Annotated in this window: 20 protein-coding genes and 1 tRNA gene; 4 read left to right on the forward strand and 17 right to left on the reverse strand. The window is 60.9% G+C overall.

The window, feature by feature from the left end; all coding sequences use genetic code 11:
* The 4 genes from ACQKOE_RS15900 to ACQKOE_RS15915 are packed head-to-tail and all read right to left on the reverse strand — an operon-like array spanning position 1 to position 4,229.
* Positions 1 to 627: an HK97 family phage prohead protease gene (locus ACQKOE_RS15900; RefSeq protein ID WP_427513690.1), complete on the reverse strand. Its 627-nt coding sequence runs from the start codon at positions 625 to 627 to the stop codon at positions 1 to 3.
* Positions 624 to 1,877 (reverse strand): phage portal protein, encoded by a 1,254-nt coding sequence (locus tag ACQKOE_RS15905; protein WP_427513691.1) that lies wholly within the window; start codon positions 1,875 to 1,877, stop codon positions 624 to 626. Before ACQKOE_RS15905 ends, ACQKOE_RS15900 begins: the two co-directional genes overlap by 4 nt.
* Positions 1,874 to 3,601 (reverse strand): terminase large subunit, encoded by a 1,728-nt coding sequence (locus ACQKOE_RS15910; protein WP_427513692.1) that lies wholly within the window; start codon positions 3,599 to 3,601, stop codon positions 1,874 to 1,876. Before ACQKOE_RS15910 ends, ACQKOE_RS15905 begins: the two co-directional genes overlap by 4 nt.
* A gap of 25 nt (positions 3,602 to 3,626) precedes the next feature.
* Complete coding sequence (locus tag ACQKOE_RS15915) at positions 3,627 to 4,229, reverse strand: phage terminase small subunit P27 family (protein ID WP_427513693.1); 603 nt, start codon at positions 4,227 to 4,229, stop codon at positions 3,627 to 3,629.
* Between ACQKOE_RS15915 and ACQKOE_RS15920 the strand changes: the two genes are divergently transcribed.
* Positions 4,165 to 4,677, forward strand: a complete 513-nt coding sequence (locus ACQKOE_RS15920; protein WP_427513694.1) for a thermonuclease family protein — start codon at positions 4,165 to 4,167, stop codon at positions 4,675 to 4,677. The two genes, ACQKOE_RS15915 and ACQKOE_RS15920, sit on opposite strands and share 65 nt — an antisense overlap.
* Here ACQKOE_RS15920 and ACQKOE_RS15925 read toward each other — a convergent pair.
* Entirely contained in the window at positions 4,674 to 6,794 is a 2,121-nt protein-coding gene (locus ACQKOE_RS15925) for a DNA methyltransferase (RefSeq protein WP_427513695.1), read from the reverse strand. The genes ACQKOE_RS15920 and ACQKOE_RS15925 overlap by 4 nt on opposite strands.
* 91 nt (positions 6,795 to 6,885) lie before the next feature.
* Between ACQKOE_RS15925 and ACQKOE_RS15930 the strand changes: the two genes are divergently transcribed.
* Positions 6,886 to 6,962: transfer RNA gene (locus ACQKOE_RS15930), tRNA-Ile, on the forward strand.
* Between the two features lie 27 nt (positions 6,963 to 6,989).
* Here the strand turns inward: ACQKOE_RS15930 and ACQKOE_RS15935 are convergent.
* The 11 genes from ACQKOE_RS15935 to ACQKOE_RS15985 all read right to left on the reverse strand — a co-directional run bounded on the left by ACQKOE_RS15935 (position 6,990) and on the right by ACQKOE_RS15985 (position 11,867).
* Complete coding sequence (locus ACQKOE_RS15935; protein ID WP_427513696.1) at positions 6,990 to 7,526, reverse strand: hypothetical protein; 537 nt, start codon at positions 7,524 to 7,526, stop codon at positions 6,990 to 6,992.
* 118 nt (positions 7,527 to 7,644) lie between these two features.
* Positions 7,645 to 8,172, reverse strand: coding sequence for a hypothetical protein (locus tag ACQKOE_RS15940; RefSeq protein ID WP_427513697.1), 528 nt, complete (start codon positions 8,170 to 8,172; stop codon positions 7,645 to 7,647).
* A 33-nt stretch (positions 8,173 to 8,205) separates the two neighbouring features.
* Positions 8,206 to 8,430: a hypothetical protein gene (locus tag ACQKOE_RS15945; RefSeq protein WP_427513698.1), complete on the reverse strand. Its 225-nt coding sequence runs from the start codon at positions 8,428 to 8,430 to the stop codon at positions 8,206 to 8,208.
* Positions 8,427 to 8,789, reverse strand: coding sequence for a hypothetical protein (locus ACQKOE_RS15950; protein WP_427513699.1), 363 nt, complete (start codon positions 8,787 to 8,789; stop codon positions 8,427 to 8,429). The genes ACQKOE_RS15945 and ACQKOE_RS15950 overlap by 4 nt, the downstream gene beginning before the upstream one ends.
* Before the next feature lie 163 nt (positions 8,790 to 8,952).
* Complete coding sequence (locus ACQKOE_RS15955) at positions 8,953 to 9,447, reverse strand: HNH endonuclease (protein ID WP_427513700.1); 495 nt, start codon at positions 9,445 to 9,447, stop codon at positions 8,953 to 8,955.
* Positions 9,448 to 9,728: 281 nt separating this feature from the next.
* On the reverse strand, positions 9,729 to 9,995 hold the full coding sequence (locus tag ACQKOE_RS15960; protein WP_427513701.1) for an HNH endonuclease: 267 nt from the start codon (positions 9,993 to 9,995) through the stop codon (positions 9,729 to 9,731).
* A 17-nt stretch (positions 9,996 to 10,012) separates the two neighbouring features.
* The gene (locus ACQKOE_RS15965; protein WP_427513702.1) at positions 10,013 to 10,180 is read right to left on the reverse strand and encodes a hypothetical protein; all 168 of its coding nucleotides are present in this window, start codon (positions 10,178 to 10,180) and stop codon (positions 10,013 to 10,015) included.
* Between the two features lie 212 nt (positions 10,181 to 10,392).
* Entirely contained in the window at positions 10,393 to 10,974 is a 582-nt protein-coding gene (locus ACQKOE_RS15970) for a hypothetical protein (RefSeq protein ID WP_427513703.1), read from the reverse strand.
* Positions 10,958 to 11,146, reverse strand: coding sequence for a hypothetical protein (locus ACQKOE_RS15975; protein ID WP_427513704.1), 189 nt, complete (start codon positions 11,144 to 11,146; stop codon positions 10,958 to 10,960). Before ACQKOE_RS15975 ends, ACQKOE_RS15970 begins: the two co-directional genes overlap by 17 nt.
* Positions 11,143 to 11,400, reverse strand: a complete 258-nt coding sequence (locus tag ACQKOE_RS15980) for a DUF6378 domain-containing protein (protein ID WP_427513705.1) — start codon at positions 11,398 to 11,400, stop codon at positions 11,143 to 11,145. Before ACQKOE_RS15980 ends, ACQKOE_RS15975 begins: the two co-directional genes overlap by 4 nt.
* On the reverse strand, positions 11,397 to 11,867 hold the full coding sequence (locus ACQKOE_RS15985; protein WP_427513706.1) for a crossover junction endodeoxyribonuclease RuvC: 471 nt from the start codon (positions 11,865 to 11,867) through the stop codon (positions 11,397 to 11,399). Before ACQKOE_RS15985 ends, ACQKOE_RS15980 begins: the two co-directional genes overlap by 4 nt.
* A 561-nt stretch (positions 11,868 to 12,428) precedes the next feature.
* On the opposite strand from ACQKOE_RS15985, the gene ACQKOE_RS15990 reads away from it, so the two are divergent.
* Both ACQKOE_RS15990 and ACQKOE_RS15995 read left to right on the forward strand, forming a co-directional pair.
* Positions 12,429 to 12,644, forward strand: coding sequence for a helix-turn-helix domain-containing protein (locus ACQKOE_RS15990; protein WP_427513707.1), 216 nt, complete (start codon positions 12,429 to 12,431; stop codon positions 12,642 to 12,644).
* A 2-nt stretch (positions 12,645 to 12,646) separates the two neighbouring features.
* Entirely contained in the window at positions 12,647 to 13,972 is a 1,326-nt protein-coding gene (locus tag ACQKOE_RS15995) for a type II toxin-antitoxin system HipA family toxin (protein WP_427513708.1), read from the forward strand.
* Positions 13,973 to 14,199: 227 nt separating this feature from the next.
* Here the strand turns inward: ACQKOE_RS15995 and ACQKOE_RS16000 are convergent, their stop codons facing one another.
* Positions 14,200 to 14,469: a hypothetical protein gene (locus tag ACQKOE_RS16000; protein WP_427513709.1), complete on the reverse strand. Its 270-nt coding sequence runs from the start codon at positions 14,467 to 14,469 to the stop codon at positions 14,200 to 14,202.
* Between the last annotated feature and the right edge of the window lie 6 nt (positions 14,470 to 14,475).

Below are 14,475 nucleotides of genomic sequence, written 5' to 3' on the forward strand. Positions count from 1 at the left end.
TCAGGCGCCGATTTGCGCCATCAAGGCCGACAGGAAGTCGGAAGAGGTGCTGCCAGACTCACTCCGGAACAGCGGCGCCAGGCCTTTGCCCGCGATTGCGGTGGCCTGACTTTTCGAGAACCCTGCCTCGCGCAGGAAATTCTCAAATTCTGGCAAGGTCGGAAGCCGGCCATCCTCAACCAGCGATTTCACCGAAGTGATAACCGCGCGCTCGTTCATCGGGATGGTAACAAGGCTGACCTCGTAAAGGGCAAGTTCAAGCAGTTGACGGGTTTTGCCCACGACCTGCTCACGAATGGTTTTATAGCCGATCGACAGCCCGCCAATTGCGCCGTCGCGAACGAGGGCGTGGGCTTCCTGCCCGATCTGGGAGGAAAGCGAGAGCTGGCCTTTTACGACAAGACCGTCGCGGCTCTCTGCAAAGTCAGTCCAGATCCCGGCAGGGCGGGTCTGGTCGTGATACATCAGCATTGGAACCGAGGTGCGGCCCCTCAAGGAACGGGCCAGGGCGCCGGGTACGATCACATCGCCGCCGGCATCTACGTTGCCGTAACCGGCAGCCAGCCCCTCGATCTGGCCATCTTCGGTGACGGCCTTGGTATCGAGGATGAAGTCGAGATGGTTCATGGGGTAGCTCCGGGATCTGCAGGCAGGAGCGCTGCTGGCGCTGCGCCTGATCCAGTCTGGGTGATGGGCACGTTCTGCATCTGCATGCGGGGGACATCGCCGCCTTCGACCGGCGGCAGGTTTTCAAGAGCGCGGACCTCGTTGATGGTCATCACGCCATTGGTCAGCATCTGCTGGTAGAAGGAGGCACGAGCCGCGCTGTCACCGCGCAGCAAGCCTTCGAGGTTGAACTCAATCACGAGCCCTGCCTGCCGGTCGGCTGGCGAGAGCAGCTGCTTGGCGAGCGCCTGTTCGATGCGCTTCAGGCGCCGGCGCAGCGTGAACTTCTGGAACCCCAGGGTCTGTTGTTCGAGCCCGGTGCCCCAGCTGGTGGTCTTCTCGGTATGGCCGACCATAAAGGGCGGAACGCCGAAGAACCGGCAAACCTCCTCGACCGAGAAGGCCCGACTTTGCAGCATCTGGGCGTCTTCCGGGCTGATCGAGAGCTGGACCCAGTCCATGCCCCGGTCGAGCAGCATCGGCCGCCCGGCATTGATTGCGCCCGCAAACTTCTCCTGCAGCAGTTCCTCGGCCTGCTTACGCTGGTCGAGGGTCAGGCTGTCGGCGGTCTTGAGCAGGCCCGACGGCCGCACTCCATTGCGGAAGGTGTCTCCTGAGGCCCGTTCGATGGCCTGCGCCAATCCGAAGGTTTGGCGGCCGAAGCTGAGGGTCGAAAGACCGCCCAGCGGATTGCCACCGAAGCCCCGGATGTGGAGCATGTTGTCCTGGCTGACGCTCGAGCGAACACCGCCATCCGACCACTCATATTCAAGGCTGCCGTCGCGCAGACGGCGCACCGTCATGAGCTCAGGCGCGATGGGAACACTGAGCGCGACCACCCGGCCATTACTGCCCCGGATGATCTCGGCATAAGCATTGCCGCTGAGTTCAATCGAGGCGCAGATAAACTCCCAGAAGTCGACCGCGGTCTGGTCGGCGTTCGGGCTGTCGTGCAGGATCCGGTAGAGCGGATGGTCTGCTGCGACTGTCCGCGCTCCGCCTTTGGTCCGGTAGACCATGAGCGGAAGTGATGCGATGGTGCCGGCGAGCAAGTTGACGCAGGCCCAGGCTGAGGCGAGCCCGAGCACGGAGCTGGTCGATACCAGTTCACCGGTCGTGGTTGTGCGGCCACCCGCCGCCTGCACAAGCCGCGGGTCGGTGAGGCCGATGGAGCGCGCGAGGTAACCCAGCGCCTTTTGCAGAAGGTTCATGATGCCAGGCTCTTCAGCCAGTCATCGATGGAGCCGGAGGTGTCGCCTGCCATTGCCGCCCCCACTGCCATGCACAGCGCCACGGCTGCGTCGATCTTGTTGATGGCCCGCTGTTTGGAGAGCCACTTGTTGTCCCAGCGGTCGGTCTCGGTGACTGCCGACATCATCGCGGAGATGAGGACCGGATTGCGTTTGAGCCGGATGCGGCCCTCAAGGATCAGTTCTTCGAGGTGCCGGAGCGAACCCGGCATCCAGAGGCCTTCGGTCATCCCGCCCGCAGGCTTCGCCCGCTTGGTGCCGCCCTGCGGGTGTTCGACGAAGGCCAGGTCGAGACCAAGCTCGGCGACCTCCTCCTCGAAGCGCCGGAAAGCGTAACGGTCGTAGGCGACTGCCTCGACCCGGTAGTCCGAGGCCATCTCAGCCAGTGCCTGCGCCACATGGCGAAAGCTGATGTTCTCGCCTGCTGGCGCGTTCAGAAATCCGTCGGCAACCCAGAGGTCGTAGGGCTGCTTGTCGCGCAGCACCCGCGCGGCGAGCGTATCGCCCGGCGTCCAGACCTCGACCCATGCATCAAAGCAGGGTTTGCCGTCCTTCTCGCCACTGCGCTGAACAGCCGCCAGTGCGGTCAAATCCCGGTTCTGGCTCAGATCGAGCCCGAGCCACACAGACTGCCCAGCCTTGGGTTCGAACTCCGCCAGCAGCGGTTCAAGCGTTGCCCGCGCCATCCAGGCGGTCTCGGCATCGGTCCACACGCAGAAGTGAAGTCGAAGGATGCCGTTCATTTGCCCCGGGATGGCCTTGGCCTGGGCCACGACTTCCGATAGGTATTGCTCGGTGATCGTGACGCCCAGCAGCGGGTTCGCCTTGATCCAGCAGCTGGGGTCGGTCAGCGGATCGTCGCCCTCGTCGAGCGCACAAACATAGCTGAACGTGGTGTCGTCGAGGACCTGACCCAGAAAGGTCGGGTCGGTCACGGCATCGGGATTACCGGCCGCCACCCGGATCGCGTGTTCGTGTTCCTCCCATGCGACCGAATTGCGGTCCGAGCCCGAGTTCGTAATCATGAACAGCAGCGGATCGCGGCGAAACTTGAAGCCGCGCTCCAGCATCTCGATGATCGAACGGTCCGGAAGCTCGTGGACCTCGTCCGCCAGCACGAAATAGGGCCTCGGGCCCGAGCCGGTCTTGCCGGTATCGCGCGACACTGGCCGAAAGAAACTGCCTGATGCCAGATGCGCGATGTTGAACTCGCGTCCCGGACCGCCCGAGAACTCCAGCCGCCGCGCCAGAGCCGGGGATTGCCGGACCATGCGCACCGCATCGCGAAACAGGATGTTGGCCTGCTCCTTCTTGGCTGCAGCCGCATAGATCTGAGCGCCAGCTTCCTGGCAGGCGGTCATCCCGTAAATGCCAATGCCGCCAGCAACCGGCGATTTGCCGTTGCCTTTGCCTTGCTCAATATAGGCGCGGCGGAACCGGCGGCGGCCGTCCTTGCGCTTCCAGCCGAACAGCGAGCCGACGATGAAGGCCTGGCTGGGCTGCAGTTCGAAGGGCTCGCCCTCGAACTGGCCCTCGGAAAGCTTCAGCACCTCCTCGAAAAAGGCGAAGGCGTGATTGGCGGCCGTCTGGTCGAACCAGATCCCATCCTTGCGCTTGAGATCAGCGATGTGCCGGTTGCAGGCGTTGCGAACATGTGGTCCCGCGACAATCTCGCCTGCGACCACGGCCTTGGCATAGGCCAGTGTCCGGTCAGGCGAAGAAGCGGTCGGCGGGGTCCGTGCCTTCTTCTGGCGGCTGAGCCGCGATCCTGCTCCTGGCACTCGGCGTCATCCCGAATTCTGCGGCGTAACGCATCATGTCCGCAGCCGCCTTGTTGGCGGTGCCCACCAGCGGGTTCTGGATCGCGTTGCCGTTCGATGTCTTGATCATGAGGCCGCCGGTCAGCTGGTCCTTTTCGGCCATCCTGGCGATCGCGCGTTCAGCCTGGACCCAGCGGCCGTAAGCCATGGCGTAAGCGGCGAGCGCCGCCCGATCGATCTCGGAGAGGATCCCGAGATTGTAGAGCTCGGTTGCGACCCGGTTCCATTCCTCGACTGCATCGGCGCTCAGGTGGTGGGGAGGAGCCGGAATAGCCGCCTTGGTCTTGGCCTCCTTACGGTTCAGGCTCCGCTTACCGGGATTGCCCGTGACCAGCTTCAGATGGGTCGGCTTGGGTTTGGTTCCTGGTTTCATGAAATCTGCGATCTGGTAACTTGTCCTTAGTGACTGCTGCAGTGATATTGCGGCCATGAGGAACAGGGGGCGCCGGGCGCCAAACAACGTCACACAGCTACGCGGCTGGAAGCCTGCCAAGGCAAAGCCACGCCGGAAGCGGCGCCTACGTCACTTGCCATGGATAATTGGCGGCCTGATCGTTGGGGGCTTCGCAGGCTTTGGCCTGGTCGGCGGATTGCCGTCTGCTTCATCTGCTGAGGCGGCGGATATCGTGTGCTCTTCCGCCGAAGTGACAGATGGCGATACCATCCGCTGCGGTCCGAACCGCATCAGGCTAGAAGGGATCGATGCCCCTGAAATGCCCGGCCACTGCCGCCCGGGCCGCCAATGTACTCCCGGTGATCCCTACGCCAGCCAGGCAAATCTTGAACAGCTGATCGGCGGATCAAAGGTCCACTGCGTGCAAACCGACACCGATCGGTACGGCCGAATTGTAGCCCGCTGCACAGCAAAGGGAGAAGACCTCTCCTGCGCTCAAGTCCGCGATGGGCATGCCGTAAAGCGTTATGGATGGATCTCCTGTTAACCGGCGCAGACCGCCTCAATCGGCCCTGAAATTGAATTGAACGTTCGGCCATTCTCTTCAAGCACAGCGTCAAGGCCCGTAAAATCCTGCCAGCGCTTGATCGCAACATCGACGTAGGCCGGATTGAGCTCAATCGCATGGACCGAACGGCCTGTCATTTCACCGGCGATGATGGTGGTGCCTGAGCCTGAGAACGGCTCGTAGACCGCCTGGCCGGGGCTGGAATTGTTTTCGATCGGGCGCTTCATGCACTCGACCGGCTTCTGGGTCCCATGACCCGTTTCGTTCTTCTTGGGCTTGGCGATGTGCCAGACGGTCGTCTGCTTGCGGTCTCCGGCCCAGTGCCCTTTCGCGCCCTTTTTTACGGCATACCAGCAGTTGTGGGTTATCACGCCGTCTGCGACGTAGTGCTGATCCCCCTCGACATCCATGGAGTAGACCAGGCCACTGAATGGGGTGGCATCGTTTCCGGTGAGCGTTACCCATTCGAAATCATCACCCGATGTCGGCATCGGAATTTGCATGATTCCTGCGAACAGATTGCAGGCTCGCATGCGGCGCGTAGACTTACGCGAAAACATCAACTGTTCGCCGCCGCGGATCAACGGATGCGCACGTTCAAGCCGATGATCCTGCAGTAGCAAGGTCGCCCGAGCGTCAAGGGCACTCAGGTTCAGGCTGGCATATATCCCAGCGATCTGATCCCGGGAGCGCTGACTTTCCGGCGACAGGGCCCAGTCATCGATTTCCCAATGGGTTGTCGGGATCCCATATTTGCAGGACAGCACTTGCTCGGCACATTGCGCATCGGTCGTGGTGTCATGGACGGAAATAATCCAGGCCTCTTCGGCCTTGTTATCGGCGATCCGGGTCGCAAGGCCAAAGCCGCGACTGTTGAACAGCCTGACTCGGCCGACCCGCCACCAATTGCCTCGGCGCATAAGATAGACGACATTCTTATCCGCTGCGCCCGGGTTCAGACGCACAGAGAACTGATGTTCCGGGGTCGCCCGCGTGGCGCGTCCTCCGGCGGATATCGTGTGCATGAGGCCATCGAACTGCCGCTCGCCGAACCGGGTGATTTCGCGGCCGCGCCGTAGAACCACGCTGGAATACGAGTTGTAGGATACGACGTAATCACCGGCTTGCAGCGTTTCGATCGGTACTTCTGCAATTTGGGCCGGTTGTGAACCAGCACCGCGCGCAACGACCTTCTGCACCATGGTCCCGGCAGGTTGGCACGGCTCATGCTCCCAGTGATAATCGCCGCGCGAGAGCACTAGCTGCCCTTTGTCCCAGATGATCTGGGAGCGGAGCATCAAATCGCATGCCGCTAGGCTGTCACCCACTACACCCGCATAGAGCCCAGCGTGCCAGACGTAGGCAACGTCACCCGGGAACAGCGCCCACGCCTCGCGCCAATCGGCCTTGTCATCGTTCAGCACCTTGCCTTTGGCAGTGCCGGAGGCGGCCACGCCCGCCTTTTCACGCCAGGCGGGGTCATACTCGACGCCGTAGGGCGGATCAGTGACCATCAGGTGCGGCGTGATGCCATTGAGCGCCTTGGCCACCGTGTCCGCATCGGTGCTGTCGCCGCAAACAAGCCGATGCTTTCCCAGCAGCCAGACGTCGCCGGGTTTGGCGATGGGGTTGATGGGCGCTTCGGGGATCTCGTCGGGGTCAGTTTTGCCTTCTGTCTTTTCGGCCAGCAGCTTCGACAGTTCGTCATCCGAAAAACCGGTCAGCATCAGGTCGAAGTCGAAGCCCTGTAGGTCGCCGAGTTCAACGGCCAGCAGCTCGAGATCCCAGCCGGCGTTCAGCGCCAGCTTGTTGTCGGCGATGACGTAGGCCTTCTTCTGCGCCTCGCTCCAGCCCTTGGCGACCATTGTGGGGATTTGGGTCAGGCCCAGCTTGCGGGCCGCCAACAGTCGGCCGTGGCCGGCGATCAGGCCACCGTCTTCGTCGACCAGGATCGGATTGGTCCAGCCCCATTCGCGGATCGAGGCCGCGATCTGCGCGACCTGTTCGTCCGAGTGCGTGCGGGAATTGCGCGCATAAGGGGTGATCTTCTCTATCGGCCAGAGCTCGCTGCTCTGGGCCGGCCAGTCCTGATCCATAGATGTCCTTGAAACGGGCTTGACCGCAAAAGCTTAATGGCTCGCGGCTCTTGTTTGCGATGTCGGTAAGCCGCTATGGGCGCTGGTGGTGGGGCCTGTAGCTCAGTTGGTTAGAGCTGGCCGCTCATAACGGCTAGGTCGCGGGTTCGAGTCCTGCCGGGCCCACCAATACCCTGATTGAGGCGTTAATGGCCCTTATCGGACCAGCAGGATGTCGCCGGTTCCGGTAATCGACAGGTCCAGCTCACGGGGACGAAAATAGGCGAGTTGCTCGGCTGTCTTGCCGTCGCATGCAAATGACCCGCGCGCGACAACAAAGCCCCATCCGGCCGGCAGGGTGCTCTCCCCATCAACACGGAGATGTTGGATTTCGCGCTCATCGCTGTTGTTGCGCGACAAGCAAACCCATCTGGCGCCCTGCTCACCAGCCTTGATGGTCATCGGTTCGTGTCCGACTTCATCATTGGACCAGCCATGATCACTGCCATTGGGGAGCCAGTGGCCGACATAGTTGAAGGCACGGCCCGGCACTGCCCCAGCAGTGAGGGTCGTGACTTCATGCTCGGCTGGATCAGTAACTTCGGTAGCATCGTCGGCGCTGCGGGTGCCGCCAAGCGCAAATATGCCATAGCTCGAGCTTGCCGGCTTTTGCTGGAAGGTAAAACTTTCTCCCGGTTCAAGGTGAACCAGATCAACGGACAGCGCCGAGTAGCGCATCGATTTGTTTAGCATCACAGCTCTTCAGGCTCATGGTGGGTTTCGATGCGGTAAGTGCCCCCTTCATATTCCCCTTCTCGCACCACTGGCAGTGGGGTTGGAGGCAATTGGTCGTCCTGCTCGGCTTGTGTCGTCATCGCAGTACCACTGTTGAGGAACCAACCCCGTCAAAACCTGTGACCTGGAAGGTGTAAGTCGTAATGTTTAGGTTCGAATTGTAGGAACCGGCAGGAACGGCTCCCAAGCTGGTTCCGTTAATCGTCACACTCGTCAGGAACGACGAATTTCCAGTCTGATTGCCAGCAAAGTCTAGGCTGGTTGATCCAGAGTTCACGGACCAGATTCCCTTGATGGCGACCGATTTGTAAATCGTTGGCGACGCGCTGCCCAACACGTATGCGCAGCTGCTACCCGATGCTGAATAACCAGCGTACACGAAAGGAACTTTTCCGCCGGTGTCATACTGGCCTTCGGTGACAGTTATGGTTGTCCCCGTCACCAGGCTCTTGCCGTATAGGTTGCTTAGCGAAATTGCGCCGCTGGCAATGCCGGCCAGATTGCGAACGGCCGTTTCGCCGAGCGAAATTGCCGCGGTGCTCGCTCGTCCAAGCTCGACATTCACTGCGGACAAGGAAATCGCACCGGAAGACGGTAGCGTCATGCGTACTGCTCCCGTCTTTTCATTACTTCCACGTCAGATGAGTTCGAGCTCGGTCAGCACCTGCGCCGTATCGAGCAACTGGTCACTCCGCACTGTGATCTCGATGGTGAAGCTGTCAGCAGTCGCGCTGGCATAGATGCCGCCCTCGTAAAGTTCCTGTTCGATCGTCTCGATCACCGAGGCGATCCGGCCGCGGTCGAAATTCTCTGGCAGCGTGCGGATCGCAAGACGGATCGTACTGGTGATGTCCGGGCTCATGCGGCCTGCGCCTTAAGGCTGAAATAGAGGACGAAGCCCGTCAGGTAGGGCAGCCCCTTGGGCATCGCCATCTCGCGCGCCGTTTTGCGGTCGATAGTCCAACCCATCCAGCGGGTGACGGCCGCATGGGTGGCTGCGGTCAGGTCAAGTCCTACATGGACGCCGTTGTGGACGTCATCAGCGAAGTGGCGGCCGTGGCGGCTGTCGAGAAAGTCCCGCACCCCTTCGGCCGTGCCTTCAGTTGCTGCCAGCACCGCCAGGAAGGCAATCTCCCAGGCTGCGTCAGCATCTGCGAACGCGCCGCTGGTGCCGTAAAAACCCCAGGCTTCGTTGGCAGTTGGCAAGGTCGGGTTGGTCATCTGCGTCGCTTTCGTGTTCGTGAAGCGACTACCGCTCTTATTGGGGCGACTATCCAGTCAAATCGACGGAAATCTGAGACTTTCTGCTTTCTGACCCCCGGTTGCTAACTCGCGGTTGCGTGAAGTTTGGTTCGGGGGCGGTGTCCGCCCCGCAGGTGCCAAACTATGCGATCCCCCCCGAACCCCGGTGGACCCAGAGGCGCTGCGGATCGGCCCATCCTGGTGGTAGCGCATCACCCTTTTCCAGGTTGCAGGAGCGATGGGCGCAGGCAACATTGTCGTAGGTATGCGATCCACCAGCGGACAGCGGGATGATGTGATCAAGTTCCGGAGCGTTCCAACGCATCGTTCCGCGCAGTTCCCGAGGAGCTTCCTCGCCGCAAATGTGACAGGTCCATCCGTCGCGATCCATGACCGCTATGGGATTGATGGGTTCAGCTTCGGCGCCATAAGACCTCGCGCGGACCACGCCCTTGGTGACACGTTTGAAATGGCGTTTGGCGCAAAATTCCGAACAGAAATTGCGTCGCTTGTCTCCATACGCCGGCAGAAATGTACTGCCGCACTCCTCACAGGTGCATTCTGTCTTTCGGGCTGCCTTGCTGCGCGCCGAGCACTGATACGAGCAAAACTTTGCACTCGCCTGTGCTTCGAACACTCCGCCGCATTCAATGCACTCGCGTTGACGCGCAGCCTTCCTGACTTCGGAAAGGAGAGCCAGCCTAGCAGCCCGTGAGGCAGATCGTTCACGCCGCATCATCTCAAAGCCGCAGGCGCGCGAGCAGCACCGGCCACTGTCGTGCGACTTTCGGATACGCCTTGTGATTGGCTGAGAGCAGATCTGGCACAGACGGGTAGTGCCCGCCGAGGCGAATTGTGCCATGGCGATCTCCCTGTCAGTTTCAGATTTTATCCCGCCTTGAACGACGGCGGATTAGCTCACCCGATCGGCCACCCGTCCGCCCCAATCCGCACCTTCCGGCGCAGCCCGAACTGCTCGGCGGTGCGCCGAAGATGGCACTCGGCGCAGAGGCAGCGGATGTTACTGTCCTCGTCCGATCCGCCATGGGCGAGCGGCACAATGTGGTCAGGCACGGTCGCCTCGCGGACTATCCCGGCAAAGGCACAATCACGGCAGAGGGGTTCGAACCGTAAACGGCGGAGGCGCTGGGCGACTGCACGGCGTCCGCGCAATCGTTCAGCCATCACCGTTGTCCTCGGTGTTAGCTAGCCGCGCGCAGCTCTTCGAGCGCCAGAGCAATCTTGGCAGCGACAACCTCTTCCGCGCTTTGGCGAATGGCAGGATCGCGGGAGGCCAGATCAGCCCGCAGGAGGTCTGGAAGCTTGCTCACGACTTCCTCGATGATTGCTCTGGAATCGATGCTGCTCATGGGTTGCGCAATGCTCCAAGAACCCAGTTGAGACAAGCACGAGGCATTCTCTGCCCCCGAAAAACGAACAACGCCCGGAAACATGTGCCCCGGGCGCAGTTCTGAACTCTCTATTTCGGAAGCCCTACGCTTCAGCAACAGTCCCGTCAATCACTTCATTGCACTTTACCGTTCAGAATCATGTTTTTATTTTATCTTGCTTACCAAGAGTCTTAAAAACTGTCTCGCCTGATCCGGAAGAACCGGCATAGGGTATCAAGCCCAAGACGTAGGTTATGCAGGTCCGCAGCAGACCAGCGCAGGGCCTCGACGTCATGACAGGCGAGGATATGCACCAGCACGCTGGGACGCCGTCCTGCCCTGCCCGTGACGTCCTGGTCGCAGCCCCGCAGCATGAGCGCTGCGCCTGCTGCCTGGCGCCGGATCTTGTCGACCAGCTCGGGATCAGGATCGGGCGCACCGCCCCCAAAGATCCCTTCGTTGATGAGCAGACCCGTGACCGAACGCGGCTGGTCGATGGGCAATCCCATGACCGCATTGTGGCGCGCCATGAGCTCTCCATAGAGCTCGCCGGCTGCATACTGATCGGGCGTGATCTTGCCCGCGAAGGAGAGGCGACCGAGCGCTGTACCAAGGCGTTCGTCCCGCGCCTGCTTGGCACCGATCCCGTAGTGGCGCTGCCGGGCGTCCAGGGCCGTGCCCATGATGTCGCTCTGGCTTTCGCCGCGGCGCGGCTGGACCAGCTTGCCGGACGGGTGGCGCTTGCCCGCCTTGCGCTTACGCCCCCTTGCCACGGCCACCTCCGTAAAGCCGCTCACCAATTGCCAGGATCGCCTCACGCTCCATAGTGGTTAGCCGCTGGTCGCTGACCGAGATCGCAAGGATGCCGCTGCGCCAACCATCGCGGCGCAGCTGCTCACCATCGCGCTGATTGCCGTGATGGTAGATCCGGGAGGTCATGCTCATGCTCGGACCTCCTTGAGCAACGCGGCATAGCCGATGACATCCACCATGCTGTCGACATGGCGGGGATCGTAAGCGAGCCGGGTGAGCTTGAGATCAATCATGCACAGCACGACCTGGTCAGCAGTGACGGGCGTGCCCAGTGTGATCGACCAGCGCTCTGCGATGGCACGGAATTGCTCGGCCGGATCGCCATAGTCGTCGCGGCGTTCTTCGAGCACCTTGGCGGTGTGGCCGAGAATAGACCAGGTGGTCATCGCACACCTCCCCGGGTCTCGATGGCCCAGTGCAGGATGGCGAGCGCATCAGCCTCGTTGTCGTCGACCGGGGCATGTCCTCGGGCCCGCATCGCATCGATCACCGCGGCCTTGTCGGCATTGCCCTTGCCAGTGGCGAAGCGCTTGATGGTCCCGACCGGCACGCCCTGATAGGCAATCAACCGATCTTCACACCATGCGGTGAGCACCGCCAGAAAGCCGCCCTGGACCTGCGCAGAGTCATTGCTTGCGTGCCGGCGGATTTCCTCGAAGTAGACTACCCCGATCGGCCCTGCGTCCTCGTCGATCTGTTCCAGCCAGCGCTGGAAGCGCAGGTAGCGCATCCCACCGCCATCATAGCGGCTGTTCTTGTACGATACCGTCCCGCTGGCGATATACCCGTCCGTGCCCTCCAGGGCCCAGCCGGTCGTCGTGGCGATGTCGAGCGCAAGGGTCGCGCCGCGCATAGGGCCTGCAGCTGCAGATCCGAGGGGCACGCGCGCATCCAATCCATCGGATGCGGCAGGGGCTGTCTGGTTCAAAGCAATCCTCCGTTTTCGAGGATCGCCGCGTCAGGGGCCTTCTACCGTGCGCTATGGGCGGCGGGAAATAGGACGGCTCCCACAAATGATTTGGTTCAATGAGTTTTGAACTTTGGAGCTTTTGTTCAAACGCCAGAAATGTCAGATTTCTGCGGGTTTGGGATATTTGTTCAATACTTCAATATATATATATGGGTAAGATATCTCTTTCCCTTACCCCTCCCCCCTCTTCGCGCGCGCGAGGAACAAATGATTTTTTGAACAAATGCCAAAAACCCCCAGAAGTCTGCGAACTTTGGGTGATTGAACTTTATCATTGAACAATTGCCGGCCTTGACCAAATAGCCAAGCGCTGCACCCGAAAACTTCCTGATCGGTAAGAAAAATAGGTGCAGCATCCCGATAAGATAAGATTCTTCCCGAACGGGAAGAAAGTGCCTTGAAGTTCGGACATTCATGTGCAATCTTCCCGAACGGGAAGTAATCATGATTGAAAACGCACTTCAGTTCGGCACCGCTGTCGCCTCCGCCCGCAAGGCCTTAGGGCTCACACAGCGGGAGTTGGCGCTTGCCATAAACAGTGGTGAGCGCTTCATTGTCGACTTGGAAGCAGGTAAGCCCACTGCCCAACTGGGCAAGGCGTTAGCTGCTGCTCAGGCAGTGGGTCTACGCCTCGTCGCCACGGGCGGTTCACAAGGCTGATCGTGGAACTCCCGATCCTCTACGAAGACCACGCGGTCGCAACGATCAGCGCAGATCGGCATACAACGCGCCTCGTCTATGCCGATGCCTGGCGTAATTCACCCGACAGCTTCCCGGTTTCGCTAACGATGCCGATCCGCCCGGAACCGTATGATGGCGAACTGGTCCTTCCCTGGCTAATGAACCTCCTTCCGGAGGGTGAGCCACTACGCGCCATGACACGGGCGCTTGGAGCGGCGCCCGAAGACGCGCTCGGCCTGATAGCGCAAACCGGTAATGACTTGGCTGGCGCACTCAACATTGTTCCGCAGCAGCCTAATGGCGCGCCGGGCTATCGTCCAATTCCAGACGCAGAAGCGTTGGAACGGATCCTCAACGAACTGCCATCGCGTCCATTCCTGATCGGCGAAGACGGCGTCTCGATGAGCCTTGCCGGTGCGCAGGACAAGTTACCCGTCGCCCTGATCGACGGGCAGATTGCCGTGCCCGTTAATGGCGCACCCTCCACCCACATTCTCAAGCCCGACAATCCGCGTCTGCCCGGCAGTGTCCAGAATGAGGCGCTATGCATGGTCCTCGCCCGGCGTATGAACCTCAATGTCGCCCCGGTCACAGCCGGCGTCGCCGGGGCACGAAGCTACCTCCTGGTCTCCCGCTATGATCGGATCGGCACCGCAGGCAAGGTCCAGCGCCTCCACCAAGAGGACTTCTGCCAGGCACTCGGCTACCCTCCCGCTGCAAAGTACGAATTCAATGGGACCGGCTCACGCGGACCTTCGATCGCCGACATGTTCATGCTCGTCCGCCAGCACATGACCGCGCGCGACATAACCCGCCTCCTCGACGCCGTCATCTTCAACGTGGCCATCGGCAACGTCGATTCCCATGCGAAGAATTACTCGATCCTCCTGGGTCCCAGCTCCCCGCGACTGGCCCCGCTCTACGACCTCATGTCCGGACTTGCCTGGGCAAACATCACTCAGAACCATGCCCAGGCCATCGGGGGGCAGCGACGAGGTCGCCACATCTACGGCCGCCACTGGCGCCGCATGGCCGAATCTGCCGGGCTCGCTGCACGCGGAACGATCCAGCGCATCGAACAAGTGACAACAAAACTGCTACGCGAGCTACCGGCCGCCGTAGAAGAAGTTGCTGCTCTGCCCACAGGGGCAAACATGCTCGACATTTTCGCCAAAGAGATCGCTGAGCGCGCAACCGAGGTCAGGGCGCATGCCGCGCAGGAAGGCGTTCCAGACGCCGGTGAAGCGCAAACCGACAAGTCTCCTGCAATCGGAGCTAGTGCTTATTCCGCAGACGGAACAAACTGAGACGGTTCTATTGTCGCCTGATCGAGCCAGAGCGCTGGACGCCGTCATCGGCGACAATGCGGGTCTAAGCTGATCTGCCATTTCATACCGGATAATTGGAAGTCAACGACCGGATAATTGGGAATCAGAACCCTGGAATTTGGAAGTTTGGGGCACTCATGGGCTGCCCCTGAGCCTCCCAAAGCCATGGCAGGATATGTAAGGAAAACCCCGTTTCCTTTGCACATTCACCCGATCTGCAAAGGAATATCTGCTTCCTTTACAGGTTCGCCCAATCCCTCGGCATTATGGCGCTGCTCAAACGCACCGCACCAGTCTTCCTCATCGACCACCGGGAAGACCGTGTGGGATGCAACCTGCGGTATCGGCTCGGCGGAATGGGCTGACATGTCCCATTCAAATGGCAAAACCACGGGCGGGTTACGGCGACACTGCCCCAGGCCCGGTCGATAGGCGAATGAGTAAAAACGGCACGCGGAGCAAATCTCTTCAGTCATTTTTCG

Source organism: Novosphingobium sp. NPDC080210 (genome assembly GCF_050281025.1).
Classification (GTDB): Bacteria; Pseudomonadota; Alphaproteobacteria; order Sphingomonadales; family Sphingomonadaceae; genus Novosphingobium.